This is a genomic window from Rhizobium sp. NLR8a (assembly GCF_019685235.1).
Taxonomy (GTDB): domain Bacteria; phylum Pseudomonadota; class Alphaproteobacteria; order Rhizobiales; family Rhizobiaceae; genus Rhizobium.
In genome coordinates this window covers 614,496-639,330 of sequence record NZ_JABDWI010000001.1, presented here as the reverse complement: position 1 = coordinate 639,330, position 24,835 = coordinate 614,496, and the positions used below count along the sequence as shown (strand labels likewise).

General features: G+C 62.4%; 18 protein-coding genes. 6 read left to right on the top strand and 12 right to left on the bottom strand.

The annotated features are described in order from the left end of the window. Positions 1 to 41 precede the first annotated feature (41 nt). Positions 42 to 2,516 (bottom strand): hypothetical protein, encoded by a 2,475-nt coding sequence (locus HJC04_RS02870; protein ID WP_221144659.1) that lies wholly within the window; start codon positions 2,514 to 2,516, stop codon positions 42 to 44. Between the two features lie 60 nt (positions 2,517 to 2,576). After that, the gene (locus HJC04_RS02865) at positions 2,577 to 3,875 is read right to left on the bottom strand and encodes an adenylosuccinate synthase (protein ID WP_210630071.1); all 1,299 of its coding nucleotides are present in this window, start codon (positions 3,873 to 3,875) and stop codon (positions 2,577 to 2,579) included. A 192-nt stretch (positions 3,876 to 4,067) separates the two neighbouring features. Between HJC04_RS02865 and HJC04_RS02860 the strand changes: the two genes are divergently transcribed. After that, positions 4,068 to 4,985 (top strand): DMT family transporter, encoded by a 918-nt coding sequence (locus tag HJC04_RS02860; protein ID WP_221144657.1) that lies wholly within the window; start codon positions 4,068 to 4,070, stop codon positions 4,983 to 4,985. On the opposite strand, the gene HJC04_RS02855 is transcribed toward HJC04_RS02860, so the two are convergent. From HJC04_RS02855 to HJC04_RS02830, 6 genes are all read right to left on the bottom strand, one after another. Beyond that, complete coding sequence (locus HJC04_RS02855) at positions 4,986 to 5,834, bottom strand: GNAT family N-acetyltransferase (RefSeq protein WP_221144655.1); 849 nt, start codon at positions 5,832 to 5,834, stop codon at positions 4,986 to 4,988. It lies immediately after the preceding gene. Positions 5,835 to 6,122: 288 nt separating this feature from the next. Further along, a complete protein-coding gene (locus tag HJC04_RS02850; RefSeq protein ID WP_210630066.1) occupies positions 6,123 to 7,913 on the bottom strand; it encodes a bifunctional diguanylate cyclase/phosphodiesterase in 1,791 nt (596 codons plus the stop codon). A 155-nt stretch (positions 7,914 to 8,068) separates the two neighbouring features. Next, positions 8,069 to 9,853, bottom strand: a complete 1,785-nt coding sequence (locus HJC04_RS02845) for an IlvD/Edd family dehydratase (RefSeq protein WP_221144653.1) — start codon at positions 9,851 to 9,853, stop codon at positions 8,069 to 8,071. Between the two features lie 286 nt (positions 9,854 to 10,139). After that, positions 10,140 to 13,340, bottom strand: coding sequence for an efflux RND transporter permease subunit (locus tag HJC04_RS02840; RefSeq protein ID WP_183699072.1), 3,201 nt, complete (start codon positions 13,338 to 13,340; stop codon positions 10,140 to 10,142). Between the two features lie 117 nt (positions 13,341 to 13,457). After that, positions 13,458 to 14,648, bottom strand: a complete 1,191-nt coding sequence (locus HJC04_RS02835) for an efflux RND transporter periplasmic adaptor subunit (protein ID WP_183699070.1) — start codon at positions 14,646 to 14,648, stop codon at positions 13,458 to 13,460. 46 nt (positions 14,649 to 14,694) lie between these two features. After that, positions 14,695 to 15,510: an alpha/beta hydrolase fold domain-containing protein gene (locus HJC04_RS02830; protein ID WP_183699068.1), complete on the bottom strand. Its 816-nt coding sequence runs from the start codon at positions 15,508 to 15,510 to the stop codon at positions 14,695 to 14,697. 166 nt (positions 15,511 to 15,676) lie between these two features. Here HJC04_RS02830 and HJC04_RS02825 point away from each other — a divergent pair, with 166 nt between their 5' ends. After that, positions 15,677 to 16,588 (top strand): LysR family transcriptional regulator, encoded by a 912-nt coding sequence (locus HJC04_RS02825; protein ID WP_183699066.1) that lies wholly within the window; start codon positions 15,677 to 15,679, stop codon positions 16,586 to 16,588. A 244-nt stretch (positions 16,589 to 16,832) separates the two neighbouring features. On the opposite strand, the gene HJC04_RS02820 is transcribed toward HJC04_RS02825, so the two are convergent. Next, on the bottom strand, positions 16,833 to 17,576 hold the full coding sequence (locus HJC04_RS02820) for an SDR family oxidoreductase (RefSeq protein WP_221144651.1): 744 nt from the start codon (positions 17,574 to 17,576) through the stop codon (positions 16,833 to 16,835). A gap of 116 nt (positions 17,577 to 17,692) precedes the next feature. Here HJC04_RS02820 and HJC04_RS02815 point away from each other — a divergent pair, with 116 nt between their 5' ends. From HJC04_RS02815 to HJC04_RS02805, 3 genes are read left to right on the top strand one after another with little or no spacing between them, the layout of a single operon-like run. Then, positions 17,693 to 18,601 carry a LysR family transcriptional regulator gene (locus HJC04_RS02815; protein WP_221144649.1) on the top strand — a complete coding sequence of 303 codons (909 nt, stop codon included), beginning with the start codon at positions 17,693 to 17,695 and terminating at the stop codon, positions 18,599 to 18,601. 24 nt (positions 18,602 to 18,625) lie between these two features. Then, positions 18,626 to 18,940: a hypothetical protein gene (locus HJC04_RS02810; RefSeq protein ID WP_210630058.1), complete on the top strand. Its 315-nt coding sequence runs from the start codon at positions 18,626 to 18,628 to the stop codon at positions 18,938 to 18,940. Positions 18,941 to 18,988: 48 nt separating this feature from the next. Further along, the gene (locus HJC04_RS02805) at positions 18,989 to 19,606 is read left to right on the top strand and encodes a DNA-3-methyladenine glycosylase (RefSeq protein ID WP_210630056.1); all 618 of its coding nucleotides are present in this window, start codon (positions 18,989 to 18,991) and stop codon (positions 19,604 to 19,606) included. Between the two features lie 74 nt (positions 19,607 to 19,680). Here HJC04_RS02805 and HJC04_RS02800 read toward each other — a convergent pair whose 3' ends face one another. From HJC04_RS02800 to HJC04_RS02790, 3 genes are read right to left on the bottom strand one after another with little or no spacing between them, the layout of a single operon-like run. Next, entirely contained in the window at positions 19,681 to 21,222 is a 1,542-nt protein-coding gene (locus tag HJC04_RS02800) for a DHA2 family efflux MFS transporter permease subunit (RefSeq protein WP_221144647.1), read from the bottom strand. Next, positions 21,215 to 22,438 (bottom strand): HlyD family secretion protein, encoded by a 1,224-nt coding sequence (locus HJC04_RS02795; RefSeq protein ID WP_210630053.1) that lies wholly within the window; start codon positions 22,436 to 22,438, stop codon positions 21,215 to 21,217. The genes HJC04_RS02800 and HJC04_RS02795 overlap by 8 nt, the downstream gene beginning before the upstream one ends. Beyond that, positions 22,431 to 22,895: a MarR family winged helix-turn-helix transcriptional regulator gene (locus tag HJC04_RS02790; protein ID WP_210630051.1), complete on the bottom strand. Its 465-nt coding sequence runs from the start codon at positions 22,893 to 22,895 to the stop codon at positions 22,431 to 22,433. Before HJC04_RS02790 ends, HJC04_RS02795 begins: the two co-directional genes overlap by 8 nt. A 229-nt stretch (positions 22,896 to 23,124) precedes the next feature. Here HJC04_RS02790 and HJC04_RS02785 point away from each other — a divergent pair, with 229 nt between their 5' ends. Beyond that, positions 23,125 to 24,666: a sodium:proton antiporter gene (locus HJC04_RS02785; protein WP_210630049.1), complete on the top strand. Its 1,542-nt coding sequence runs from the start codon at positions 23,125 to 23,127 to the stop codon at positions 24,664 to 24,666. Positions 24,667 to 24,835 lie beyond the last annotated feature (169 nt).

Below are 24,835 nucleotides of genomic sequence, written 5' to 3'. Positions count from 1 at the left end.
GCGAATGAGGAGGCCGGTGGCACAAGGCATCGAGAACCCACTCACTGGCTCGTGGAGACATCCCCGAGTGCAGTCCACTCCTTGATGGCTGTATTGAAGGCGTTCGTTCCCGTGCCCCCCTTCTCCATTGTCAGCAGCGCACGGCGGCCGTTGCGGTAGGTGATCGGAATATCGATCCAGTTGCGGGTCGACAACAGATCGAGATTGGCCTTGCGCGCATCGGGATAGTCGTTGAGCGCAATCATGTGGAAATCATCGGTGATCTTGGCCGGAACCGCGATCAGCGCGTCGCCGCGATCCTGTTCCGTGCGCTTCATCGAAATGCGCTGGACGCTCTCGATGCTGCCGCCTTCGAAATTCGGCGGCACCGAGAAGACGATCTCGACGAGATGACTTGCCGGCAGGGACGGATCGGAGTTGCGCTTGAAGGTAACGAGAGCGGAGAGGTTGCGCTCGGGAACGCTGACGTTGCCCTGCACCGTCGCCTCCTGCCGGCCGTCCTGGCCGGCCTCGTGCTGGACGCTCCAGACGACCGTTCCCTCGATGGCCGTCGGCGAGCTCTGGCCGATACGCTCCTCATAGAGGAACATTTTTTCCGACGAACCGACCGGCGCAGCCTGCTGCGGCGATGCCGTGGGACCGTTCGGCGTCAGCGTTTCGGGCGGGGCCGCATCGCCTTGCGCGCTGGCGGGCGGCGTATCCGCTGCCGCAACATTCTGTTCGGCCACCGATTTTCCTTCGGCAGTCGGCGTTCCCGGCACCGTCGCCGGACCGCTATCGACTTCAGTTCCGTCGGAAAGCAGTCGTTGCGTAAATTTGGAATTGGCCGCCGCGCCGTCATTGTTCAATGACGCCACTTGCTGGTTCGGCTGTGCCGCGGCCGGCGGCGGATTCTGCGCTTCCGGCGCAACTGGCTGGGCTGGAGTCGGCGTGGCCTGAGTCGACGTCTCGGACCCCGCCGGCGTCATTGCCGCCTCGTTTCTCGTAGCCTGCGATGGCGCCGAGCTGACAAGCCCATCGACCATCGCCACCAGCGCTTCTCTGTTCATCCAGCCGGCATAGGCGCCGCCACCGATCAGGATAAGCGCGAAGAGGAGAGTGATTATCGTGCCGATGCCGAAGCGGCGGCGCTTCGGTTCCATGCGGAAATTCTTGCCCTGCAGCTTCGAGGCGACGATCTGATCGATATCCATCGCCGGATTGGCGTCGTCATCGTCGGCGGCGATCGGACCGCGGCGGTCATAGCCACGCAGGGCCTTCGCTTCGCGCCACTCCTCGCTCGGCGCGCCGGCGGGGGGTGTAGGCTTGCCGTCGTGCACCTCCGCGAAGATATCAACGTCGTCGAAATGCGATGAAACGGGCGTCTTCTTGTCGGTGCCTGCCTCGATCGGCGGCAGGTCGTCAAAGGCAGCCTTCTCCCAGGAGAAAGCTTCCTTGGCGGCCGGCATGACAGCGGCGGGCGCCATTTTCTCGAGACTCGATATCACGTCTTCGAAGGCACGCGCCGAAGCGTCGCCGGTGACCGGCGCCGTTTCCGAATATTGCCGGAGCTCCTCTTCGGCCCATTCGGTCTCAGCATCCTTGGGCGCCGGAGCCGGCGTCTCGACGGCAGGCTCGGCCCAGACAGGATCGAAATGTCCCGCAGCATCCGCCTTCAGCGGCTCCTCGCGGCTATGTTCGACGAATTCCGCCCGATCGAAATCGGCGACCGGCTCCACGAGCCGGTTGGATGCATGCTCCATGCCGCGTGTGATCGGCTGAAACGACTCGATGGGCTCGTAAGCTGCCTCGGCCTTCGGCTCATGGCTTTCCGCCATCGCCGGTTCGGCCGCGATCTCCTGGGGATGCTGCTCATCGGCACGATGCTCGTCGGCTTCCTCGTAGGAATGATCGGCAGATGGCGTTTCGAAGCCGTGATGTTCCGGCTGCATTTCTTCGGCGGCGACGTCACGCGCCTCGCCGGCATGCCATTCCTCGGCCGGCGCCTCCTCCTCATGCGAGGGATGCCAATAGGCCTCGACGGGTGCAGCTGTCTCAGCGGAAACAGGTGCTTGTTCGGGCTCAGGTTCCGCGGAAAGGGGCTCCTCAGCCGCGACCTCTTCCTCAGTTTCCTGCCGTGCGTCGGCTTCCAGGTGATCCGGCTCGTGGGCTGCGTCGGTTGTCGGCGATCCCGCATCGGCTTCACCGGCCGGCTCGTCGACAGCCGTCTGGGGCGCAGGCGGCGACGTGCTTTCGTCAGGAACCGCTTGTTCTTCCAAGATTTCCGGCGCGGCGCCGGCGCCAGCCGCCTCATCGAGGGGCAGCGCTTCGGAGTGTTCAGCCTCCACTTCGCGGATGGCGGCCTCGAGCTTTTCGAGCTGGCGTTGCAGCATGGCTTCCGGCGGACGCGGCTTCATATTCTCGAGCTGCCGCTGCACTGCGCCGCGAGCACGCTCGTAGACTTTCACCCGCATCTCGGGGGTATTTTCAGCCAGGCCATCGACGGCCCGCCGAATAACTGCAATAAAATCCGCCATTCTTACTTTCTCAAGAAGTCCGGCCTTCTGCCGAACTGTCCTCCACAGTGGGCCGTGACCTTAATCCTCAAACGGATCGGTCACAAGTATCGTGTCGTCCCGTTCCGGACTGGTGGAAAGGAGCGCGACCGGCGCTCCGATCAGTTCTTCGACCTGGCGAACATACTTGATCGCCTGCGCCGGAAGATCCGCCCAACTGCGGGCGCCGACGGTCGATTCTTTCCATCCCTCCAGCGTGACATAGATCGGTTCGACCCGAGCTTGCGCTCCCTGGCTTGCGGGAAGATGATCAATCTGTTCGCCGTCGAGCATATAACCGACGCAGATCTTCAATTCCTCGAGACCGTCGAGCACGTCGAGCTTGGTGAGCGCGATGCCGGTGATGCCGTTGGTGGCGACCGACTGGCGCACCAATGCTGCGTCGAACCAGCCGCAGCGACGCTTGCGCCCCGTCACGGTACCGAACTCATGCCCCTTCTCACCCAGGAACTGGCCGATTTCGTCGGTTAGCTCCGTCGGGAACGGACCTTCGCCGACGCGTGTCGTATAGGCCTTGGTGATGCCGAGGATATAGCCGAGTGAGCCAGGTCCCATGCCGGAACCGGCCGCCGCCTGGCCGGCCACGGTGTTGGAGGAGGTTACGAAAGGATAGGTGCCGTGATCGATGTCGAGCAAACTGCCCTGCGCGCCTTCGAACAGGATGCGGGCGCCCTTGCGACGCTCCTTATCAAGCAACAGCCAGACCGTGTCGCGGAACGGCAGCACCCGATCGGCGATCGAGGTCAGTTCGTCCATGATCGCCTGGTGGCTGACCTCGGCGACGCCGAGGCCGCGGCGAAGCGCATTGTGATGCGTCAGGATGCGGTCGACCTTGCCGGAAAGGCTGTCGAGATCGGCAAGATCCATGACCCGGATGGCGCGGCGGCCGACCTTGTCCTCATAGGCCGGGCCGATGCCGCGGCGCGTCGTGCCGATCTTCGTGCCGCTGTTGGACGCCGCATCCTCGCGCATCGCGTCGAGCTCGCGGTGCAGCGACAGGATGAGCGTCGCATTGTCGGCGATCCGCAGATTATCAGGCGTCACCTTCACGCCCTGCGCCTCCAGCCGGCCGATCTCGGCGATCAGGGCATGCGGATCGACGACGACGCCGTTGCCGATCACAGCCATCTTGCCGGGACGCACGACGCCGGAAGGCAACAGCGAGAGCTTATAGCTCGTGCCGTCGATGACGAGCGTATGGCCGGCATTGTGGCCGCCCTGATAGCGCACGACAATATCCGCACGTTCCGAAAGCCAATCGACAATTTTGCCTTTGCCTTCGTCACCCCATTGCGAACCGACCACGACTACGTTCGTCATCCAACTCTTCCTGTTACCGGCGGAGAACCGCGCACCTGCTCAAACCCGCGCATCTATAAAGCTTTGTTTTTGGGAAAGCGACCCTGTTGTCACAGCCGATTGGGCTTTTTACGTGACAAATCAGCAGCCGGCAGTCTATTTCCCCTGGGAAAAAGCCGATTATCTCTAGCAAAGTGACGAGGAAGCACGCTCTTGCAAGCCACAGCCTATATCTGCCTCGTCATCGCCACCCTCTGCTGGGGCGGCAACTCCGTCGCCGGCAAACTTGCGGTCGGTCATATCAGCCCGATGATGCTGACCTTTCTGCGTTGGTTCCTCGCCGTCGCGCTCATCGCCTTGATATCCGTGCCGCAACTGAAGAAGGATTGGCCCGTGGCGAGGAAAAACCTGCCACTGCTCCTTTGCTACGGCGCCATCGGCTATACACTCTTCAACGCCATGCTCTACTCGGCGGTAAAATATACGACGGCGATCAACGTCGCCATCGAGCAAGCCGGCATTCCGATGCTGATCTTCCTGTTGAATTTCTTCTTTTTCCGCACTGGTATCTCGCTGGCGCAATGTTTCGGCTTCGGCATGACGCTGCTGGGCGTGGCGCTGACGGCTTCCCATGGCGACCTCGCCACGCTGCTGCAATTGCAGCTCAACCGGGGCGACGGGCTGATGCTGATCGCGATTGCCGCCTATGCGCTCTACACCATCTTCCTGCGCTGGAAACCGGCGGTGGATTGGCGCACGCTGATGGCCTTCCCCGCCCTCGCCGCCATGCTGACCTCGCTGCCGCTGCTTCTTTGGGAGATCGCCCGCGGCGTTGCGCAGTGGCCGGACCAGGCCGGTTGGAGCATCACCTTCTATACGGCGATCTTCCCCTCATTGCTGGCGCAGATCCTATATATCAAGGGTGTCGAGGCTATCGGCGCCAACCGCGCCGGTCTCTTCATCAATCTCGTGCCGGTGTTCGGAACACTGCTCTCCGTCGTTCTGATCGGAGAACGGCTTCAGTCCTTCCATATGATAGCGCTGATGCTGACGCTCGGCGGCATCGCGATCGCCGAAAAGGGCCGACCGAAAGCGTCCGCTCCCACCGTGCCCGCCTCGCCCGTGGACTAGCTAACCAAGCTCCAGCGTCGTCACTCCGAAGACATGCTTCAACGGGATGGCTGGCGCTGGTCCCCGATACATCCGCATGGTCTCGAACACCGGCTGGAGGCCTATGCTTTCGGCAAGCGCGATAGCCTCGCGGTTTTCGACGGGGATGTCGATGAAGATCTGAGCGCCCTTTGCTTCGGGGATTAATTCGACAAGCAGCGCCGCGGCGCTGTCTGCATCGTTGGCGAAAAGCGGGCCGATCTTGTAGCCTTCATAGCAGCGGCGGATCGTGCCGTAGCCGCGGATCTTGTGGCTTTTGCGGACCACAGCCGTACGCCGCCCCTTACGGCTGCTGCACCACGTGGCGAGGAAGGCATCCCGCGGCTGCGGAAAGATCGCCGCATCATAACGCTGCAGCCCTTCCAGGCGTGAATCCAGCGCCGGCTGCGCGACAAGCGTCGAGCCCGGCAAAGAGGAGGCAACACCGCCGTAACGAATGGTGGAATAGGCGGGCTCAAAGCCAGCCTTGCGATAATTCCCCTGCTGCGCGGCAACGGCGTCGAGACCGATCGTCCGACCTTCCGCCGTGGCGATCCCCGCTTCCCAGATCGCCTTGCCATAGCCCTTGCCGCGGAAATCCGGGTGAACGATGTAGAGGCCGAGAAAGGCGAAGCTGTCGCCATATTTGACGACTGAGAGCGAGCCGACGGGGACTTCACCGACGGAGCCGACGAAAAATCCCGACGGATCGGCTTCGAGGAATGCAAACGAATCGTCGAGACCCGGGTTCCACCCCTCCTGACGCGCCCATTCGAGCACGAGTTCCAATTCGCCGGGCCGCATCGAACGAACGGCAAATTCCGAATTCATGCGCCCTTCCCAGATTGAATGTCCCGCAAGTCCATCCCGCCAACGGCAAAGCAATTGTCAGGTCACCGCCACCGCACCTGCGAATGATGGAGAAGCAGCGCCGATGGTCTTGACCACGCTTATAGTCGTTTTCAGTAAGCTTCGTTTCCGCATTACCATGAAACAATGCCGTTGCAAGCTCAAGAAAATTACTTGGCGCCCAATAATCGTCCTGCCGGCGCGAATAAATGTCGCGCCGAAACCTCTCGCTTACTCAACCCCGAAGACCAAGAAGCATTTCAGCGGAAATCAGCCACCTATCGCTGCCCTTTGCTTTTCCACTCCGCCCGCGAGCGAAGGGAACAGCCGGTCTGTCTGGGCTGCCGGCGCGGGATAGCCGAACGCATAACCCTGCAGACCGTCGCAACCCAACTGCGCCAGCACCGCGGCGTGTGCCTCGGTCTCTATGCCCTCGGCGATCACCTCGACATCGAGCGCCTTGGCGATCTCGACGATTGATCCTACGACGCGCCGCTGCTCGTCCGAGCTGACGACCTCAGCAACGAGTTGCCGGTCGATCTTCAGCCGCTTCGGCCGCAGCTTGACGAGACCGATGAGCGAGGCATGGCCCGATCCGAAATCGTCGATTTCGATGTCGATGCCCAGCTGTTTGATGTCATCGATATGATCGAGCAGCTTTTCGTCGCTGTCGTCCAGGAAAATCGTCTCGACCAGCTCGAACACGACTGCGCCCGGCGGAATATCGAGCTTCTTCAATTTGCCGAGCAGCGCCGGATCGGCAAGGCGCGACGCCGAAATGTTGACGGCGATGCGCGGAACCGCAACGCCCCGCAACTGCCAGGACAACCGGTCTTCGAGAACGCTCTTCAGAATCGCGGCGTCGATCTCGGCCGCAAGCCCGTGCTCGTCGGCGACCTTGAGGAACACCCCCGGCGCAAGCACGCCCTTCTCGGGATGTTTCCAGCGGGCCAGCGCCTCGAAGCCGATCACCTCGCGCGTTTGGGCGTCGAGCTGCACCTGATAATAGGGAACAATCTCGCCGCGATCCAGACCGAGCTTGAGCTCTTCAGCCAGGCGGCGTTTCGATCGCAGATCTTCCTGCAGTTGCCTCGTAAAGAATTCGATGCGGTTGCGCCCAAGCTTCTTGGCTTGATAGAGCGCCAGGTCGGATTCGGCCAGGAGGTTGCGTGCCCGCCGATCGCCGCTCCATGAAACGCCGATCGATGCACCGGATTGCAGCATCTCTTGACCGAAACGGATCTTCTTCCGCAGCCGCCGCTGAACATCCTCTGTGATCAATCTCAATTCCGCGAGATCGGCGAAATTGACGAGCACGATAACGAACTCGTCGCCGCCAACGCGGGCAACCATACCGTTCGCGGGAATGGCAGCGGTGATGCGAAGGGCCGCGGCCCGCAGCACCGCATCGCCGGCCGCATGGCCGTGGCTGTCGTTGATCTGCTTGAACTGGTCGAGATCGAGATGCAGGACGCCAAGCGTCGTGACGCTCCGGTCCGCCGGCAGCTCTGCGAGCCGTTTGTCGAGCAGGCGGCGGTTCGGCAGACCGGTAAGGTAATCATGATCGGCAACATGCTCAATGCGCGCATTGCTTTCCTCAAGCGCCAGCGCTCTCGCCTCGGCCACCATCTTCTGTCGCTCGAGTTCCGCGTTGAGCTGCACGTCGGCCGTCACATCCCATTCGGCGCCGATGAAGGAGGGCGCCCCCTCCGCATCCACATAGAAATGCGCCCGCGAGCGAAGGTGGCGGATCTCGCCGCTCGGCAGCACGATCCGGAATTGCGAGTCGTATGCGCCTCGCGCCGTGATCGCCTGTTCGAAATCGCGTTCGGCCCGCTCGCGGTCATCAGGGTGGATCGCATTCGACCAGAACCATGCCGGCACATGTCGGCATGTCTCGCCGGTTTCGTAGAGCCGGTGCATCTGCGCATCCCACAAGATCCCGCCCTTGGCGATGCTGTACTCCCAGACTCCGATCCGGGATGCATCGAGGGCGAGTTCGAGCCGGCGCAGAAGATCCTGGAACTCTTGTTCGGATCGTGTGGCTTTGTTTTCTGACAACGCGGTCTCAGCCTTGGAAGCTTCCTTAATTGCAATATGGTCTCAAGCCGGCATTAAAGAAGCCTTGTGCGGACGCCCGAACTGGTCACTAGGTGAACTGTTCGTTACGACGTTCCTTTTTGGATCATGAGATTGCAATCTGCGTTCAAACCACATCAATGGTTGTGCCGTGGCGTGTTTTTCGCGATCTGGCGGAACTCCGAAGCCCCCTCTAAAACCGCGCCGTCAGACAGTTGCGTGACCGAGCGGCGGTAGATCCGCTGCCACGGCGTCGCATCCGCCGGCACCGCCGGAATGCCGTCGGCCTTGCGCCGCTCGATCTCGGCGTCATCCACCAGCATGTCGCAGCGCCCCACATTGAAATCGATGCGGATGACATCGCCGGTCCGAAGCCAGGCGAGGCCGCCACCGGCTGCACTTTCCGGCGAGGCGTTGAGAATCGATGGACTGTCGGCGGTGCCCGACTGACGGCCGTCGCCGATCGTCGGCAGACTCCGGATGCCGCGTTTCAGGAGATGATCCGGCGGCTGCATGTTGACGACCTCAGCCGATCCAGGCCAGCCGAGCGGCCCCGCTCCGCGGATGACGAGGATGGTATCCTCGTCGACGCCGAGTTCAGGGTCGTTGATGCGCCTGTGATAATCCTCGGAACCATCGAAAACCACCGCCCTGCCCTCGAAAACACCTTCCCGCCCGGGCTCCAGAAGATAGCGCTGGCGGAAATCTTCCGAGACTACGCTCATCTTCATGATCGCGAAATCGAAGAGATTGCCCTTGAGGACGAGGAAGCCCGCCCGCTCCTTCAGCGGTTCGTCGAAAGGCCGGATGACCTCGCGGTCGCTGGCCTGGCGGCCTTTCAGGTTCTCGGCCATCGTCCTCCCCGTCACCGTGCGACAGTCGCCGTCGAGCTTTCCGGCCTGCAGCAGCTCCCACATGATCGCCGGCGTGCCGCCCGCGCGGTGATAGCGCTCGCCGAGATAGGCGCCCGCCGGCTGGACATTGGCCAGAAGCGGGATATCGAAGCCGTGCACCTGCCAGTCATCGGGATAAAGTTCGACGCCGGCGTGCTTGGCCATGGCAGCCAGATGCGGCTGCGCATTGGTCGAGCCGCCGATCGCCGAATTGGTGCGGATCGCATTGAGGAACGCGGCCCGCGTCAGGATATCCGATGGCTTCAGATCCTCGAACACGATCTCGACGGCGCGCCGTCCGGTGCGGTAGGCCATCTGCCCCCGCTCCCGGTAGGCGGCCGGAATGGCGCCGCAGCCGGTGAGCGATAGGCCGAGTGCTTCCGCCAGCGCATTCATCGTCGAGGCGGTGCCCATCGTATTGCAGTGACCGACGGATGGAGCCGAATCGAGCGCCGCCTGCAGAAACTCCTCCCGATCGATTTCACCGGCCGCATATTTCCGCCGCATCCGCCAGATGACGGTGCCGGAGCCGGCCAGTTCCCCCTCGTGCCAGCCATCGAGCATCGGCCCGCCGGAGAGCACGATGGCCGGAATATCGACTGTCGAAGCAGCCATGATTGCCGAAGGCGTGGTCTTGTCGCAGCCGGTGGTCAACACGACCCCGTCGAGCGGATAGCCGTAGAGGATCTCGACAAGGCCGAGATAGGCTAGATTGCGGTCGAGGGCGGCGGTCGGACGCTTGCAGTTCTCGAAGATCGGATGCGTCGGAAATTCGATGGGGATGCCGCCAGCGTCGCGAATACCGTCACGCACGCGCTTGGCGAGCTCGACATGCACCCTGTTGCAGGGCGTCAGATCGCTACCGCTCTGGGCAATTCCGATGATCGGCCTGCCGGACCGCAGTTCTTCCGGCGTGATGCCGTAATTCATGAAACGCTCGAGATAGAGCGCCGCCATGTCGATATGATCGGGATTGTCGAACCAATCCTGCGAACGCAGGCGGCGCTTCTTCGGTTGGCTGTCCGTCATCATCATCCTCCCGATCGGCTATTCTTCTCTTTGAAGTCGAGAAGCGAAGCACTGCATTCCGTCACCATTTCCGCAACCGCGCCGGCTTGCCGGCATCGACTACCCGGATGGTGGAGATGGAGCCGCGCCGATCCTCCCATCTGCTATCCGTCTTTGATAGTCCCCTCGTCCACGGTTGCAACCGTTTTGATGAACGTAACGCATTTTCGTCGGGTGTCGGAAATCGATACGGGCGAGAACCGAAGTTCCCGCCCGATTTACTCGACAAAGGAAGATTGAATTCCGTTTATTCCGCTGCTAGCCGGATGACCTCGGCCTCTTCCTCCTTGTGCTCGTCCGGCTTGTGCTGGATGAGCGGACGGTTGCCCGTCAGCCGTCGCAGCAGCACGTAGAACACCGGCGTCATGAAGATGCCGAAGAAGGTCACGCCGATCATGCCGGAGAACACCGCGACACCCATGGCGGCACGCATTTCCGCGCCGGCGCCCGTGGAGGCGACCAGCGGCACGACGCCCATGATGAAGGCCATGGAGGTCATGAGGATCGGGCGAAGGCGAAGGCGACTGGCCTCGACCGCCGCCTCCCGCGGCGTCCTGCCCTCGAACTCCAGTTCGCGGGCGAATTCCACGATCAGGATCGCGTTCTTCGCCGAGAGGCCGACTAGCACCACGAGACCGATCTGGGTGAAGATATTATTGTCTCCACCGGTGAGCCAGACACCCGTCAGCGCGGCCAGCACGCCCATCGGCACGATCATGATGATCGCCAGCGGCAGGGTCAGGCTCTCGTACTGGGCAGCCAGCACCAGGAAGACCAGCAGCAGCGCCAGCGGGAAAACGACGACGCTCGAATTACCGGCCAGAATCTGCTGATAGGTCAGATCCGTCCATTCGAAGTCGATGCCGGCAGGCAGTGTCTCGCGAAGGATCTTCTCGATTGCCGCCTGCGCCTGGCCGGACGAAAAGCCCGGTGCCGGACCGCCGTTGATATCGGCGGCGAGGAAGCCGTTGTAACGGTTGGCGCGTTCGGGACCGGTGCTCGGCTCCACCTTCAGCAGCGCCGAAAGCGGGATCATCTCGCCCGATGCCGAACGGACCTTCAGCTGCCCGATATCTTCCGGCTGGGCGCGGAATTTCGCATCGGCCTGCACCCGGACGCTGTAGGTGCGGCCGAACGCATTGAAATCGTTCACATAGAGCGAGCCGAGATAGATCTGCAGCGTCTGGAAGACGTCGGTGACGGAAACCCCGAGCTGCTCGGCCTTGGCGCGATCGAGATCGGCATAGAGCTGCGGCACGTTGATCTGGAAGCTGGAGAACAGCCCGGCAAGTTCAGGCGTCTGGTAGGCCTTGGCAAGCACTGCCTTGGTCGCCTCATCGAGCGCCTGGTTGCCCAAGCCTGCGCGATCCTCGATCTGCAGCTTGAAACCGCCGGTCGTGCCGAGACCGTTGACCGGCGGCGGCGGGAACATGGCGATGAAGGCATCCTGGATGGCACCGAATTTCTGGTTCAACGCCATGGCGATGGCGCCGCCAGAAAGATCCGGCGTCTTACGCTCCTCGAAATCCTTCAGCGTCACGAAGACGATGCCGGCATTCGAAGAGTTGGTGAAGCCGTTGATCGACAGGCCGGGGAAGGCGATTGCATTGGCGACGCCGGGCTGCGCGAGCGCGATATCGGTCATGCGCTTGATGACGTCTTCCGTGCGGTCGAGGCTTGCGGCATCCGGCAGCTGAGCGAAGCCGATCAGATACTGCTTGTCCTGCGACGGCACGAAGCCACCGGGAACCGTGGTGAACATGCTGTAGGTCGCGCCGACCAGCGCCAGGTAGACCACCATGACGATGCTCTTGCGCGACACCAGGCCGCCAACACCTTTGCCATAGGCATTCGAGCCTGCGCCGAAGAGGCGGTTGAAGCCACGGAAGAACCAACCGAAGATCGCGTCCATGAACCGCGTCAGCCAGTCCTTGGGCGCGTCGTGGCCCTTCAGCAGAAGGGCGGCGAGGGCCGGCGACAGGGTCAGTGAGTTGAAGGCCGAGATGACGGTCGAGATCGCGATCGTCAGCGCGAACTGACGATAGAACTGACCCGACAGGCCGGAGATGAAGGCGAGCGGCACGAATACCGCGACGAGCACCAGCGCGATCGCGATGATCGGACCGGACACTTCCTTCATCGCCTTATAGGTGGCCGCGCGCGGCGACAGGCCATGCTCGATATTGCGCTCGACGTTTTCGACGACGACGATCGCGTCGTCCACCACGATACCGATGGCAAGCACCAATCCGAACAGACTGAGCGCGTTGATCGAGAAGCCGAAGACATACATGACCGCAAAGGTGCCGATGATGGAGACCGGAACCGCGATCAGCGGAATGATCGAAGCGCGCCACGTCTGCAGGAAGACGATGACGACGAGGACGACGAGCGCGATGGCTTCAAGCAGCGTGTCGATGACCTTCTCGATCGAGGAGCGGACGAATTTCGTCGTATCGTAGACGATCTCGTATTTGACGCCCTCAGGCATGGCCAATTGCAGCTGATCCATGGTTGCGCGCACGTTGTCGGCGATTTCGATCGCATTCGACCCGGGCGCCTGAAGGGCGGCCACGGCGACGGCCGGCTTGCCGTCGAGCAGCGACCGCAACGTATAGTCGGCGGCGCCAAGCTCGATGCGGGCGACGTCGCGAAGGCGGGTGATCTCGCCATTGGCGCCCGTCTTGACGATGATGTTGCCGAACTCCTCGGGCGTACGCAGGCGGCCCTGGGCATTCACGTTGAGCTGCAGGTCGACGCCCGGCTGGCTCGGCGAGGCGCCGATAATGCCGGCGGCCGCCTGGACGTTCTGCGAGCTGATCGCGTTGCTGATGTCGCTGGCGGCGAGTTCATGCTCGGCGGCCTTCTGCGGGTCGATCCAGACACGCATCGAATAATCGCCGGCGCCGAACACCTGCACCTGGCCGACGCCGGGGATGCGGGCAAGCCGATCCTTGATGTTCAAGGTCGCGTAGTTGCGAAGATAGGTGATGTCGTGGCTGTTCCCGTCGGAGACGAGGTTGACGACCATGATGAAGTCGGGCGAGCTCTTGACTGTCGTGATCCCGAGGGCGCGCACCTCCGCCGGCAGGCGCGGTTCGGCCTGCGAAACGCGGTTCTGCACGAGCTGCTGTGCCTTGTCAGGGTCGGTGCCGAGCTTGAAGGTGACGGTGACATTGAGCACGCCATCCGACGTCGCCTGGCTCGACATGTAGAGCATGTCCTCGACGCCGTTGATCTGCTCTTCGAGCGGTGTCGCCACGGTTTCGGCAATGACGCTCGGATTTGCGCCGGGATAGGTGGCGCGCACGACGACCGACGGCGGCACGACGTTGGGATACTCGGAAATCGGCAGCGCCCGCAGGCCGATCAGGCCGGCAACGACGATGAGGACCGAAAGAACGCCGGCAAAGACCGGCCGGTCGACAAAGAATCTGGAGATGTTCATTTCAAAGCCCTCTCCGGGGTGAACATGGATGCAAACTCCCTCTCCGGCGGGTGAGGCGCCGCCGGCGGGTCATATTATTTCGGGTATCGGCCTTCCCCCGCAGGAGAAGGCGGGATCTTACTGAGCGGTCGCGACCTTCTCTTCCATCTGCGGAACGACGACGGCACCGGGACGGATGCGCTGCAGGCCGTTGACGACGATCTTCTCGCCGGCCTTCAGGCCACTTTCGACCACCCGCTGCCCCTCAGTCAAAGCGCCGAGCTGCACCTGCCGGTAGGCGACCCTGTTCTCACCGTCGACGACGAAGACGAATTTCTTGTCCTGGTCGGTGCCGACGGCGCGGTCGCTGATGACGATCTTGTTCTCGGCCTTCGGCTGGCCCATGCGCACGCGCACGAACTGGCCGGGGATGAGACGTCCGCCCGGATTATCGAAGACGGCGCGCACACCGATGGTGCCGCTCGATGCGTCAACCTCGTTGTCGATCAACTGCAGCTTGCCCTTGATCGGCGTGCCTTCGTCGGCGAGCGTGCCGACCTCGACCGGAATCTCTTCGACGGGCGGCAGGGCGCCGTCCGTCTGCGGCAGCTGGGCGAGAGCGCGGGTCACCATCTCTTCGCTGGCGTTGAAGCTCGCATAGATCGGATCGACCGAAACGAGCGTCGTCAGCGCAGGCGAGGCCGATCCGGCCGCAACCAGGTTGCCTGTCGTCACCTCGATCTTGCCGATGCGGCCGGCAACCGGCGCCCGTACCTGAGTATAATCGAGATTGAGCTGGGCAGACTGCAACGCGGCTTGTGCCGAACGCAAGCCTGCCTGCGCCTCGGCCAGCGCGCTCTGGCGCTGATCGAGATCGCTCTGGGAGATGGTGCGGTTATCGGAAAGCCTGCGGCCGCGGTCAAGCTCGGTCTGCGCCAGACTGACCTTGGCTTCGGCCGAAGCCACCTGGCCTTGGGCCTGCGCCACGCTCGCCTGGTAGGGAGCCGGATCGATGGTGAAGAGCAGGTCGCCCTGCTTCACCAGCGCGCCCTCACGGAAAGCCACCGAAAGGATCGCGCCTTCGACACGGGGACGGACCTGGACACGATCGACCGCTTCGAGACGGCCGGAGAAGGTCTCCCAGGCCGTCACGTCGCGGGCTTCGACCACGGCCACCGTCACCGGTACGGCGGGAGGCTGCGCGGGAGCGGAAGCTGCCGTAGCCGTCGTGCTCATCGGCAGCTCGAAAAACAATGCAGCGCCTGAAACGGACGCAATAAGTCCTATGCCGGCGCCCACGAGGGCCCAGCGCTTGCTTCTGGACGTCATCAGTACTCTCCTTGCGGCCCCAGGCCGCCAAAATATCAGATCTTCTTCAATGCAATTGCGGTTGGACGCTTACGTCCTGTAGGAAACGTCCGAAATGGCGGCTGACGTGTTCCTGCCAGTCGGGTGCCTCCCCAGATTTCCCACCATAAATCGAGGGCCAGCCCGTCCCGGCGGGAAGGACATGCTGGCGCACACCGACGCCGGCCTTTTTCAGGCGGGCACCGTAACCGAGTGTTTCGTCGTGCAGAGGATCGTCCTCTGCGGTGAATATCAGCGCTGGCGCGACGCCTGAAAGACGCGAACAGAGACAGGGGGCCGCGTAGGGGTGGCAGCCGCCACCGCTCAGATAATGGCTCCAGCCGTCCGCCCAGCGCTGTCGCATGCCGATCGCTTCGGCCTTGCGGATCGACGACGTGCCCATGAAGGGATCGAGCAGCGGTGAAATCAGTACCTGGCCGTCGAGCGCATCCGGCATCTCATCGCGCGCCTTGAGCGCCACTCCGGCAGCGACGTTGCCGCCCGCCTCCTCGCCGGCGACGAATAGCAGCGACTTGCGGTCGCCGAGACCAGCGGCGCGCTTGTTGGCGAGATAGGTGAAAACGGAGAAGGAGACTTCCAACGCCTTCGGAAAGAGGTTGCCGGACAGTGTGCTGTAGTCGACGGCGGCGACGATGGCGCCGGCTTTGGCGAGACTGACGGCAACCGGCCGGTCGACATTCGTTTCGCTGTCGAGAAATGCCCCCCCATGCAGGTAAAGCACGATCGGCGGACCCTTGCCGTAATCGGCGCCTTGGTAGACGCGCGCGGAAACGGGGCCGATGGCCACCTTATCCAGCATCATGTCCTTCCATTCTACCGTCATCGATCCTGTCTCTTTTGCACGCAACCGCCGGGCACACAGCACCTGCCGCTTGCATTTCGTATAAAAAAGATATTGTTATTCAGAACAGGGAATAAGAAGCAATATCGCGATAACACTGTTCCGATTCTCGAATAATGGTGCAACGCAAACTGCGGACTTGAAACCGATGGATCAACTTTCGGCAATGCGCGTCTTCATCCGCGTCGTGGAGACGGGCAATTTCACCCGCGCCGCCGACATGCTCGCAATGCCCAAGGCGACGGTGACCAATCTCATCCAGGGCCTGGAAGCGCATCTGCGCACCAAGCTTCTGAACCGCACCACGCGACGGGTCATGGTGACCACGGACGGCGCGCTTTATTACGAACGCGCCGCCCAGATCATCTCCGAGCTGGAGGAACTCGACGGCAGCCTCTCCAACTCGCAAAGCTTGCCGAGCGGGCGGCTGCGCATCGAGATGAGCGGCGCCTTTGCTGACGCCATCGTCGTTCCGGCACTTTGCGATTTCTACCAACGCTATCCCGACATCCGTCTGGATCTGGGGGTCAGCGACCGCACGGTGGATTACCTGGTCGAAAACGTCGATTGCGCGCTGCGGGCGGGCACGCCCACCGACCAGTCGCTGATAGCCCGGCGCGTTTCGGAGATGGAGCTCGTCACCTGCGCTTCGCCGAGCTACATTCAGAAATTCGGCATGCCCGAACGGCCGGAGGATTTGGAGGCCACGCACTACTCCGTCAGTTATTTCCGCGCCCAGAACAACCGGACCCTGCCCTTCGAATTTCGCAGGGGCAACGAAATGGTCGAGACTACCCCGCGCTGCATCGCCTCGGTCAATGACAGCCGCACCTATCTGACCGCGGCCCTGACGGGCCTCGGCGTCGCGCAGGTGCCGACCTTCATGGCGCGTGAACCGATGCGGCGGGGCGAACTCGTCCGCGTGCTGCCGGACTGGCGCCGCGATCCGGTGCCGCTTTATGTGGTTTATCCACCGAACCGCCACCTCAGCAACAAGGTCCGCGTCTTCGTCGATTGGCTGGTCAAGCTCCTGGTCGAGGCCAAGCTGAACGATTTCTAGAGCATGTCGCGCGGCGGCAAAACAGAGACGGCCCGGAAGGCAAGAGAAACCTTCGACGGGCCGCAAATTTTGAACATCGGACCTGTCGCGCCGCAGACTGGGCGCGGCAGGCTCTGGAGGTTCGGGAGAGAGCGTCAGGGAACTCCACTCTCTCGCGATAAAGTAACTATAGCCACTCCCGACAAGATTGTAAGGGGGAAGACCTACAATCTTCGTTCACATGATTGCGATGACGGCGCCTTCGTCAGATCACGCCGCCATTGGCGCGCAGCGTCTGGCCATTGATCCAGCCGCCGTCCGGGCCGGCGAGAAAGGCGACCACGCAGGCAATGTCCTCAGGCGAGCCGAGCCGCTCCAGCGGGTTCATCTTCGCCATGCGGGCAATGAGTTCCTCCGTTTTGCCGTTGAGGAAAAGATCAGTAGCCACCGGCCCGGGCGCGATGGCATTGACCGTGATGTTACGGCCGCGCATCTCCTTGGCCATGATCGCCGTCAGCGTTTCGACGGCGGCCTTGGTGGCGGCGTAAACCCCGTAGGTTTCGAGCTTCAGCCCGACGACCGAAGTCGAAAAGTTGATGACCCTGCCGCCATCGCGCAGGCGCCGGGCCGCTTCCCTGAGCGTATTGAAAGTGCCCTTGAGATTAACGCCGATCTGGCGATCGAAGTTTTCGTCGTCAGCCTCGGCAAGCGACGACAGCATCATGATGCCGGCATTGTTGACGAGCACATCGACGCCGCCAAAGGCGTCTTCCGCAGCGTCGAACACCCGCCGGACGGCTTCAGCATCGCTGACATCCGCCTTGGCCGCCAGCGCCCTGCCGCCAGCCTGCTCGATCTCTCGGGCGAGGTCTTCGGCCGCGGCCGCACTGCCGGAATAGTTGACGACGACGGTGAAACCGTCTCTGGCGAGGCGTCTGGCAACGGCCGCGCCGATACCACGGGAAGCGCCGGTGACCAGTGCGATCTTGCTGTCTTTGTTGGAAGCCATTGTTCTTCTCCTTCTGCGCCGCAGCGCGTTTTCGATGAGAAGAAGATGAGCCTTTTCCTGCGGCGGACAATCGTGTATTCTCCGCCATCACTATCCGGGAAATACGAACAAAGAAGATGGACAGGTTCGATGCCATGCGTGTGTTCTGCCGCGTTGTAGAGCGCCGCAGCTTCACCCTCGCTGCGGGAGACACCGGCCTGCCGCGCTCGACCGTTACTGACGCTGTCAAGCAGCTCGAGGCCCGCCTCGGCGTGCGCCTGCTCCAGCGCACGACGCGCCATGTCAGCCCGACGCTCGACGGCGAGGCCTATTATCAGAGCTGCCTGTCGATCCTCGCCGACATCGAGAACGCGGAAGGGGCCTTTGCCGGCGCCAGACCGAAAGGCCTGCTGCGCGTCGATGTGCACGGCACGCTCGCGCGCTATTTCGTGCTGCCGAGCCTGCCGTCTTTTCTGGAGAGCTATCCCGAGATCGAGTTCTATATGAGCGAAGGCGATCGGCTGGTCGATCTGGTGCACGAAGGCATCGATTGCGTGCTGCGCGTCGGTACGCCTGCGGACAGCGACATGATCATCAGGCGTGTCGCCATGCTTGATGAGGTCACGCTCGCCTCTCCCGCCTATGTCGCCGCGCGCGGCCTGCCGCAGCATCCGGACCGGCTTGCCGGCCATCGCATGGTCGGCTTCCGCTCCAGCAGCGCGGACGGTCTGCTGCCGCTCGAATTCACCGTCGATGGCACGGTACACAAGCTAAGTATTCCCGCGACCGTCACCGTCAACGCCGCCGAAAGCTATGTTGCTGCAGCGAGGATGGGCCTCGGCCTGATCCAGATCCCGCGCTACCACGCCGAAAAAGACCTGTCCGACGGCACGCTGGTCCACGTGCTCCCGGATTTTCCGCTGACCCCGACGCCGGTCTCCCTGCTCTATCCCCGCAACCGCCAGCTTTCGCCGCGCGTGCGCGTCTTCGTCGATTGGCTGGTGAAGGTCTTCGCTCGACAAAATTCCAAAAACACGCTTTGCTAATATGAGCGCTTGCGGGGAAGGGCCATGGCACTCAGCGATATCACCGTCTATCAGACGGAAGACGGTTTCGTCGTCGAATTCGGCGGTGAAGGCGAAGACAGCATTGCCGTAACGCTGCGAAGCGCAGCCCAACTGACTTCGGAAAATGCGGTCGCGCGCGCCAGGGCCCTGCTTGCGGCAGCAACCGAACCAGCCCATGGCGACGGCGCACGCAGCAAGGATCCGGCCTTGCTCGAAGAGGAGCTGGAGGAAGGTCTGGAAGATTCCTTCCCTGCCAGTGATCCGGTCTCGGTTACATCATCCTCGATCCCGATGCGTGATCCGAATGCCGGCCGCTGACGCGGCCGGCCTCATCAAATGGTTTTGGGATGACGGCGGCGGCAGCGAATGTTATCTGCCTCGGTTATGACCGATGGTGGAATGACAAAGAGCTCGATCGGCGCCGGCGCGCTTGCCGGCGAAGGCCTCAGGGCGTTTTTCGAGCGCGACGCGATCACTGTGGCCCGCGACCTGCTCGGCTGCCATCTCACAGTTCATGGCGCCGGCGGCCGCATCACCGAGACCGAAGCCTATTTCCCCGATGACGAAGCCTCGCACAGTTTTCGCGGCCCGACTAGGCGCAACGGCGCCATGTTCGGCCGGCCCGGCAATGTCTACATCTACCGCATCTACGGCATGTACTGGTGCCTGAACTTCGTCTGTCATCCGGGCTCGGCCGTGCTGATCCGGGCGCTCGAGCCGGAAACGGGAATTGCCGCCATGACGGAGCGGCGCGGCACCGATATGCTGACGGCGCTCTGCAGCGGCCCGGGCAAGCTCTGCCAGGCGCTCGGCATCGATATCGAAATCAACGACAGGCCGCTCGACCGCCCGCCCTATGCGCTGACACCGTCTGCGCCGGTGCCTGTCGTCTCGGGAAAACGCATCGGCATCACTAGAAATGCCGAAGCACCGTGGCGCTTCGGCATTCAGGGATCGCGATATCTAAGCAAACCGTTTCGCTAAGCAATTCCAGCAAAAGTGTGAAGCGGTTTTGCCCGGAAGCCGGCTTTCCCAGGGATTGCGTAAACGCTTGAAGTCTATTCCATGACCGCGCTGTGGTCGACGGCGGGCGCCGCCTTCGGCTTGCGCAGCAGCAGCGCCAGCGGGATGACCGCGAGCGACATCAGCATCAAGAGCTTGAAATCGTCCATATAGGCGATGATCGTTGATTGCAGGGTGATGATCTCGTTGAGCGAAGCACGGCCAGTGGCCGTCAGGGGGCTCAACCCTTGCGCCGCCATGGCGTTGAAGGCGTGGTTGAAAGGCGTCACATAGGCCGCGATCGACTCGTGATTTCTCTGCGTGTTCTCGACGATCAGTGCCGAGACGATCGAGATGCCGACCGCCGAACCGATGTTTCGCGACAGATTGTAGAGGCCGGTGCCGTCGCCACGCATTTGGGCGGGCAGCGTCGCGAAGGCAATCGTCGTCAGCGGCACGAAGAGAAAGCCGAGGCCGGCGCCCTGGATGAAGCCGACCGAGACGATCGTCCATTGCGAAACATCGGGCGTCCAGCCCGTCATGTCGTACATCGCCCAGGCGGTCAAGCCGAGGCCGAGCACCAGCAGCAAGCGCGTATCGACCTTGCCGATCAGCCGTCCGACAATGAACATGCAGAGCATGGTGCCGAGCCCGCGCGGCCCCATGACGATGCCGGCGGTGATGACGGGATAGCCCATAAGCGTCTGCAGATAGGGGGTCATCAGCGCCAACGAGGCGAGATAGGTGACGCCAACAACGAAGATGAAGATCATGCTGACCGTGAAGTTCTGGTCGAGAAACAGCTTCGGATTAACGAAGGATTTCTCTGCCGTCAGCGTGTGCACCAGAAGCAGATAGAATGCCGCGGCGCAGACAATCGCTTCGACCATGATCTCGCCCGAGGAGAACCAGTCGAGCTGTTCGCCGCGGTCGAGGAAGAGCTGCAGCGCGGCGATGAACAGGCTCATCATTCCGAAACCGAACCAGTCCAGCTTGGCGAGCAGATCCCGCTTGGTCTCGGTGACGAAGACGACGATGCCCATGAAGGCGAGCGCGCCGATCGGCACGTTGATGTAGAACACCCAACGCCAGCTGATATTGTCGGTCAGCCAGCCGCCGATGACCGGGCCGAGCACCGGCCCGACCATGACCGAGACGCCGAAAAGCGCCATGGCCGAACCGCGTTCCTCGACAGAATAGATGTCGAGAAGGATGCCCTGGGAAAGCGGCACCAGCGATGCGCCGAACAGGCCCTGCAACAGGCGGAAGGCGACGATCTGGTTCAGCGATTGCGCAAGGCCGCAGAGAACGGAGGCGGCCACGAAGCCGGCGATGGCGACGAGCAGCACGCGCTTGCGGCCGAATTTCGCGGCGAGGAAACCGGAGGGCGGCGTCATGATCGCCGCCGCGACGATATAGGAAGTGAGCACCCAGTTGATCTGGTCGGCGGAGGCAGACACGCTGCCCTGGATATAGGGCAGCGCCACGTTGGCGATCGTCGTGTCCAGCGCCTGCATGATGACGGCGAGGATGACGCAGGCCGTGATCGCGCCGCGATTGGCGACCGAGGTCGCCGGAGATGCCAGAGCGTCACTCATGGTCCTCGCCCTGAGGCCGGCCCAGAAGCGTGTTGACGAAGTCGGGCAGGCCTCTGATATGGCCGGTATCGATGTCGACGACCGTGCTCATGCCGACGCGCAGCGGCGGCTTGCCTGCGGCATCCTCGATGCTGACGCGCATCGGAATGCGCTGCACGACCTTCACCCAGTTGCCAGTGGTGTTCTGCGCCGGCAGCAGCGAGAAGCTGGAGCCGGAGGCCGGGCTGATGCTCTCGACCTTACCCTTCCACGTCACGCCGGGATAGGTGTCGACGTAGATCTCGGCGGTCTGACCTGCTTTGACATAGGTCAGCTCGGTTTCCTTCGGGCTGGCGGCGATCCACAGATGATCGGTGGCGACAAGCGAGAAGGCCTGCTGCGAGGCCTGCAGGTAGGAGCCGACCTGAAGCGCGTTGACATTGGTGACGATGCCGTCGAACGGCGCCTTGACAACACTGTGGTCGAGTTCGCGCTGGGCGTTGTCGACCTGCGATTTGGCCTGCAGATAGAGCGGGTTTTCCTCGACCGGCTGGTCGGCGCTGCCGCCGAGCTGGGCGAGCGTCGTTGCTGCTTCCGCCTTGGCGACGGCAACCTTCTGCTGAGCGGCCTCCAGATTGTGCTTGGCCTCGTCGTAGGCCGACTGCGTCGCGCTGCCGTTGTTGACGAGGGCCTGCTGCCGGTCGAACTGATCCTGGTAATAGGGCAGATCGGCCTGCGCCTGGGTGATCTCGGCGAGAGACTGCTGATAGCTCGCCTTGAGGTTCATGATCTGGTTGCGCTGCGCGCCGAGCTGCGCCTTGGCGCCGTCGAGCGCGATTTTGAAGGAATCGGCCCTCAGGCTGAACAGCACCTGCCCCGCCTTGACCGCCTCGTTCTCATGCACGTCGATCTGATCGACGATGCCGGAGACATCGGTGGTGACCCCGACCATGTCGGCCTGGATGTAGGCGTTGTCGGTCGACATCACCTGGCCGCCATTGACGTAATAATAGCCGCCGACGACGAGCGCCACCGGCAGGAGCGCGAACAGGATCGGCCGCGTGAGACTGCGCCGGCGGCGGACCTTGCTACCGCCAGGCGCAGCCACGGCAGCAGCCGGCGCTGAATTGGATGAAGGCGCTTCGGCTACCGTTTCCTGCTGTTTCGCTTCATTTTCTTCAACAGGTGACTTGGCATTGGCGTCGGCAACGACGCGGAGGGGAGATTGATCAGCCATCGTTCATCTCATTCTCGTCAACCGGGGTCCTGCATGCCTGGACCAGGTTGGTCTTCATTACGGACAGGATGTGGAAAAGCTGCTCGCGCTGCTCGGCTGAGACCCCGTCCAGTGCCTCTGCGCGGGTGACATCGCCAAGTTCGCGCATTTCGGCGAGCAGGGGATGCGCCTCGTCGCGCATGTAGAGCAGCCAGATCCGCCGGTCGGTCGGATGCTGGCGGCGTTCGATGAGCCCACGTTCGGCGAGCTTGTCGAGAATGCGCACCAGCGTGATCGGCTCGACTTCGAGAATCTCGGCAAGGCCGCTCTGGTGGATGCCCTCGTTGTTCGAGAGATAGGCGAGCGTCTGCCATTGCGACCGCGTCAGGCCGAGGCATTTCGCGCGTTGCTCGAACCGCTTGCGCAGCAGCCGTGCGACGTCGTGCAGAAGGAAACCGAGTGTGGGCGTGGCGTTCATGGAAACATGCCGGATATTTATAAGCATACTTATGATATGGCCACATATATTGAGCACAGATGCCTGCACAAGAGCGCAAGCCGGCGATTCCGCAACCCCGGCCAAAATGCCGCAGGCCGCGGCCGGGCGCTTGCCGTCCCTCACAGCTTTAGGCTCGAACGGTAGCCGTGGCATCGCCCGGCCCTAGTTTCAGGCAAAGAACCACCCGCTGAAATGGCCTGGAGGGCCCATGGCGTTCTTCGAAAGCATGCTGACGCTGCTCTTGGTGGCGATCATCTTCCTGCAATTCTCCAGGAAGTTCCGTGTTCCTTATCCGACCATGCTGGCGATCGCCGGCATCATTGTCGCTGCCTTCCCATGGGCTCCGGAGGTGGCGATCGATCCCAGGCTGGCGCTGGCGCTTTTCATCGCACCCGTACTTTTCGATGCCGCGTACGATTTGCCGCCGAGGACGTTGAGGCGCAACTGGCTGCCACTCTTTTCGCTCGCCGCAATCGCCGTCATTTTGACGGCCGCGGCCGTCACAGCCGTCGGCGTCGCAATGGCCGGCCTGCCGCTTGCCGTGGCCGTCGCACTCGGCGCTATCGTCGCCCCACCGGACGCGGTTGCGGCGACCGTCATGCTCGACCGTTTCAATCTGCCGCGCCAGACCTATGTAATCCTCAAGGGCGAGAGCCTGCTCAATGACGCAGTCGCCCTCCTCATCTTCAGCGCCGCAGTGGCGGCCGCCACCAATCCCGCCTTCTTCACCGGCATTCTGGCAGAATTGACGCTGGCAGCGCCGGGCGGTCTCATCCTCGGCTATCTTCTCGGCCGTCTCTACATGATCGTTGGTCTGAAGCTCGCCGGCACGCTCGGCGGCACGCTGCTCGAGTTCGTCGCCACCTTCGGCACGTGGATCATTGCCGAGCGACTGCACCTTTCGGCGATCCTGGCGATCGTCGCATATGCCATGGTGATCGCCCGCTACATGCCGGAGCGGCAGACGGCCCGGCATCGCATTCATTCCTATTCGGTTTGGGAAGCCGCGGTTTTCCTGCTTAACGTGCTCGCCTTCCTGCTGATGGGCTTGCAGGTCCGCCAGATCGTCCTCGATCTCGATCCCGGCCGCCTGAATTTTGCCATGACCTTGGCAGCCGCGGTCTTCGTCACTGTCATTGTCGTGCGCCTGGCCTGGGTGCTCGTCTATAACCGCGCCATCACCTTTCTTGCCGAGCGCGGTCTCACGACACAAGCCGCTCCCACGTTTGCCGCGAGCCTACTTGCCGGCTGGTGCGGCATGCGCGGTCTCGTAACATTGGCAACTGCGCTCGCCCTGCCGATCGACTTCCATGATCGCGATATCATCCTGCTCAGCGCGCTGGCCGTCGTTCTCGGCACGCTCATCGTCCAGGGATTGACGCTCGGGCCGCTGATCCGCTTCCTGAAATTCGATCCGGACACATCCCTGAACCGCGACATCACCAAAGCCCGCGTGGCATTGATCGACGCGGCGCTTGCCGAGCTTGAAGGTCAAGACAAATCGACCCGCATTCTGCGTGACGTCTATACCTCCGAGCGCGAGATCGCCGCCGACGGCAAACACCCGCGCGAGGTCAGCAGGCTCGACAAACAGCGCCGCAATGTCATCGGTGCGAAACGCCGCAAACTGGCCGCGATGCGCCGCGCCGGCGAGATCGACGACGACGTCTTTCATATGCTGGAACAGGAGCTTGATTGGGCTGAGCTTGCCGTTCTGCCGCCCGGTCGAGATGAGATCGTCGAAAGCTGATGCCGTTCCATGAAGTTCACGGATTCCGGAAAAGCGAATAATTGGCATTTGCTATTTTTTGTCGCTGCCGCTTATATCCCGTTCCATAGCGTTTCGATTTTCCATTGTGCATCGCATACCGGCTTTCCCTTCCAACGATTGAACGCCGGGGAAATCACGGGAGCCCGAG

What these genes read in the sequence shown, in the direction of transcription:
- HJC04_RS02870 (WP_221144659.1), bottom strand. Translation starts at nt 2,516, where the DNA reads ATGGCGGATTTTATTGCAGTTATTCGGCGGGCCGTCGATGGCCTGGCT.
- HJC04_RS02865 (WP_210630071.1), bottom strand. Translation starts at nt 3,875, where the DNA reads ATGACGAACGTAGTCGTGGTCGGTTCGCAATGGGGTGACGAAGGCAAA.
- HJC04_RS02855 (WP_221144655.1), bottom strand. Translation starts at nt 5,834, where the DNA reads ATGAATTCGGAATTTGCCGTTCGTTCGATGCGGCCCGGCGAATTGGAA.
- HJC04_RS02845 (WP_221144653.1), bottom strand. Translation starts at nt 9,853, where the DNA reads ATGACGGACAGCCAACCGAAGAAGCGCCGCCTGCGTTCGCAGGATTGG.
- HJC04_RS02840 (WP_183699072.1), bottom strand. Translation starts at nt 13,340, where the DNA reads ATGAACATCTCCAGATTCTTTGTCGACCGGCCGGTCTTTGCCGGCGTT.
- HJC04_RS02835 (WP_183699070.1), bottom strand. Translation starts at nt 14,648, where the DNA reads ATGACGTCCAGAAGCAAGCGCTGGGCCCTCGTGGGCGCCGGCATAGGA.
- HJC04_RS02830 (WP_183699068.1), bottom strand. Translation starts at nt 15,510, where the DNA reads ATGACGGTAGAATGGAAGGACATGATGCTGGATAAGGTGGCCATCGGC.
- HJC04_RS02825 (WP_183699066.1), top strand. Translation starts at nt 15,677, where the DNA reads ATGGATCAACTTTCGGCAATGCGCGTCTTCATCCGCGTCGTGGAGACG.
- HJC04_RS02820 (WP_221144651.1), bottom strand. Translation starts at nt 17,576, where the DNA reads ATGGCTTCCAACAAAGACAGCAAGATCGCACTGGTCACCGGCGCTTCC.
- HJC04_RS02815 (WP_221144649.1), top strand. Translation starts at nt 17,693, where the DNA reads ATGGACAGGTTCGATGCCATGCGTGTGTTCTGCCGCGTTGTAGAGCGC.
- HJC04_RS02810 (WP_210630058.1), top strand. Translation starts at nt 18,626, where the DNA reads ATGGCACTCAGCGATATCACCGTCTATCAGACGGAAGACGGTTTCGTC.
- HJC04_RS02805 (WP_210630056.1), top strand. Translation starts at nt 18,989, where the DNA reads ATGTTATCTGCCTCGGTTATGACCGATGGTGGAATGACAAAGAGCTCG.
- HJC04_RS02800 (WP_221144647.1), bottom strand. Translation starts at nt 21,222, where the DNA reads ATGAGTGACGCTCTGGCATCTCCGGCGACCTCGGTCGCCAATCGCGGC.
- HJC04_RS02795 (WP_210630053.1), bottom strand. Translation starts at nt 22,438, where the DNA reads ATGGCTGATCAATCTCCCCTCCGCGTCGTTGCCGACGCCAATGCCAAG.
- HJC04_RS02790 (WP_210630051.1), bottom strand. Translation starts at nt 22,895, where the DNA reads ATGAACGCCACGCCCACACTCGGTTTCCTTCTGCACGACGTCGCACGG.
- HJC04_RS02785 (WP_210630049.1), top strand. Translation starts at nt 23,125, where the DNA reads ATGGCGTTCTTCGAAAGCATGCTGACGCTGCTCTTGGTGGCGATCATC.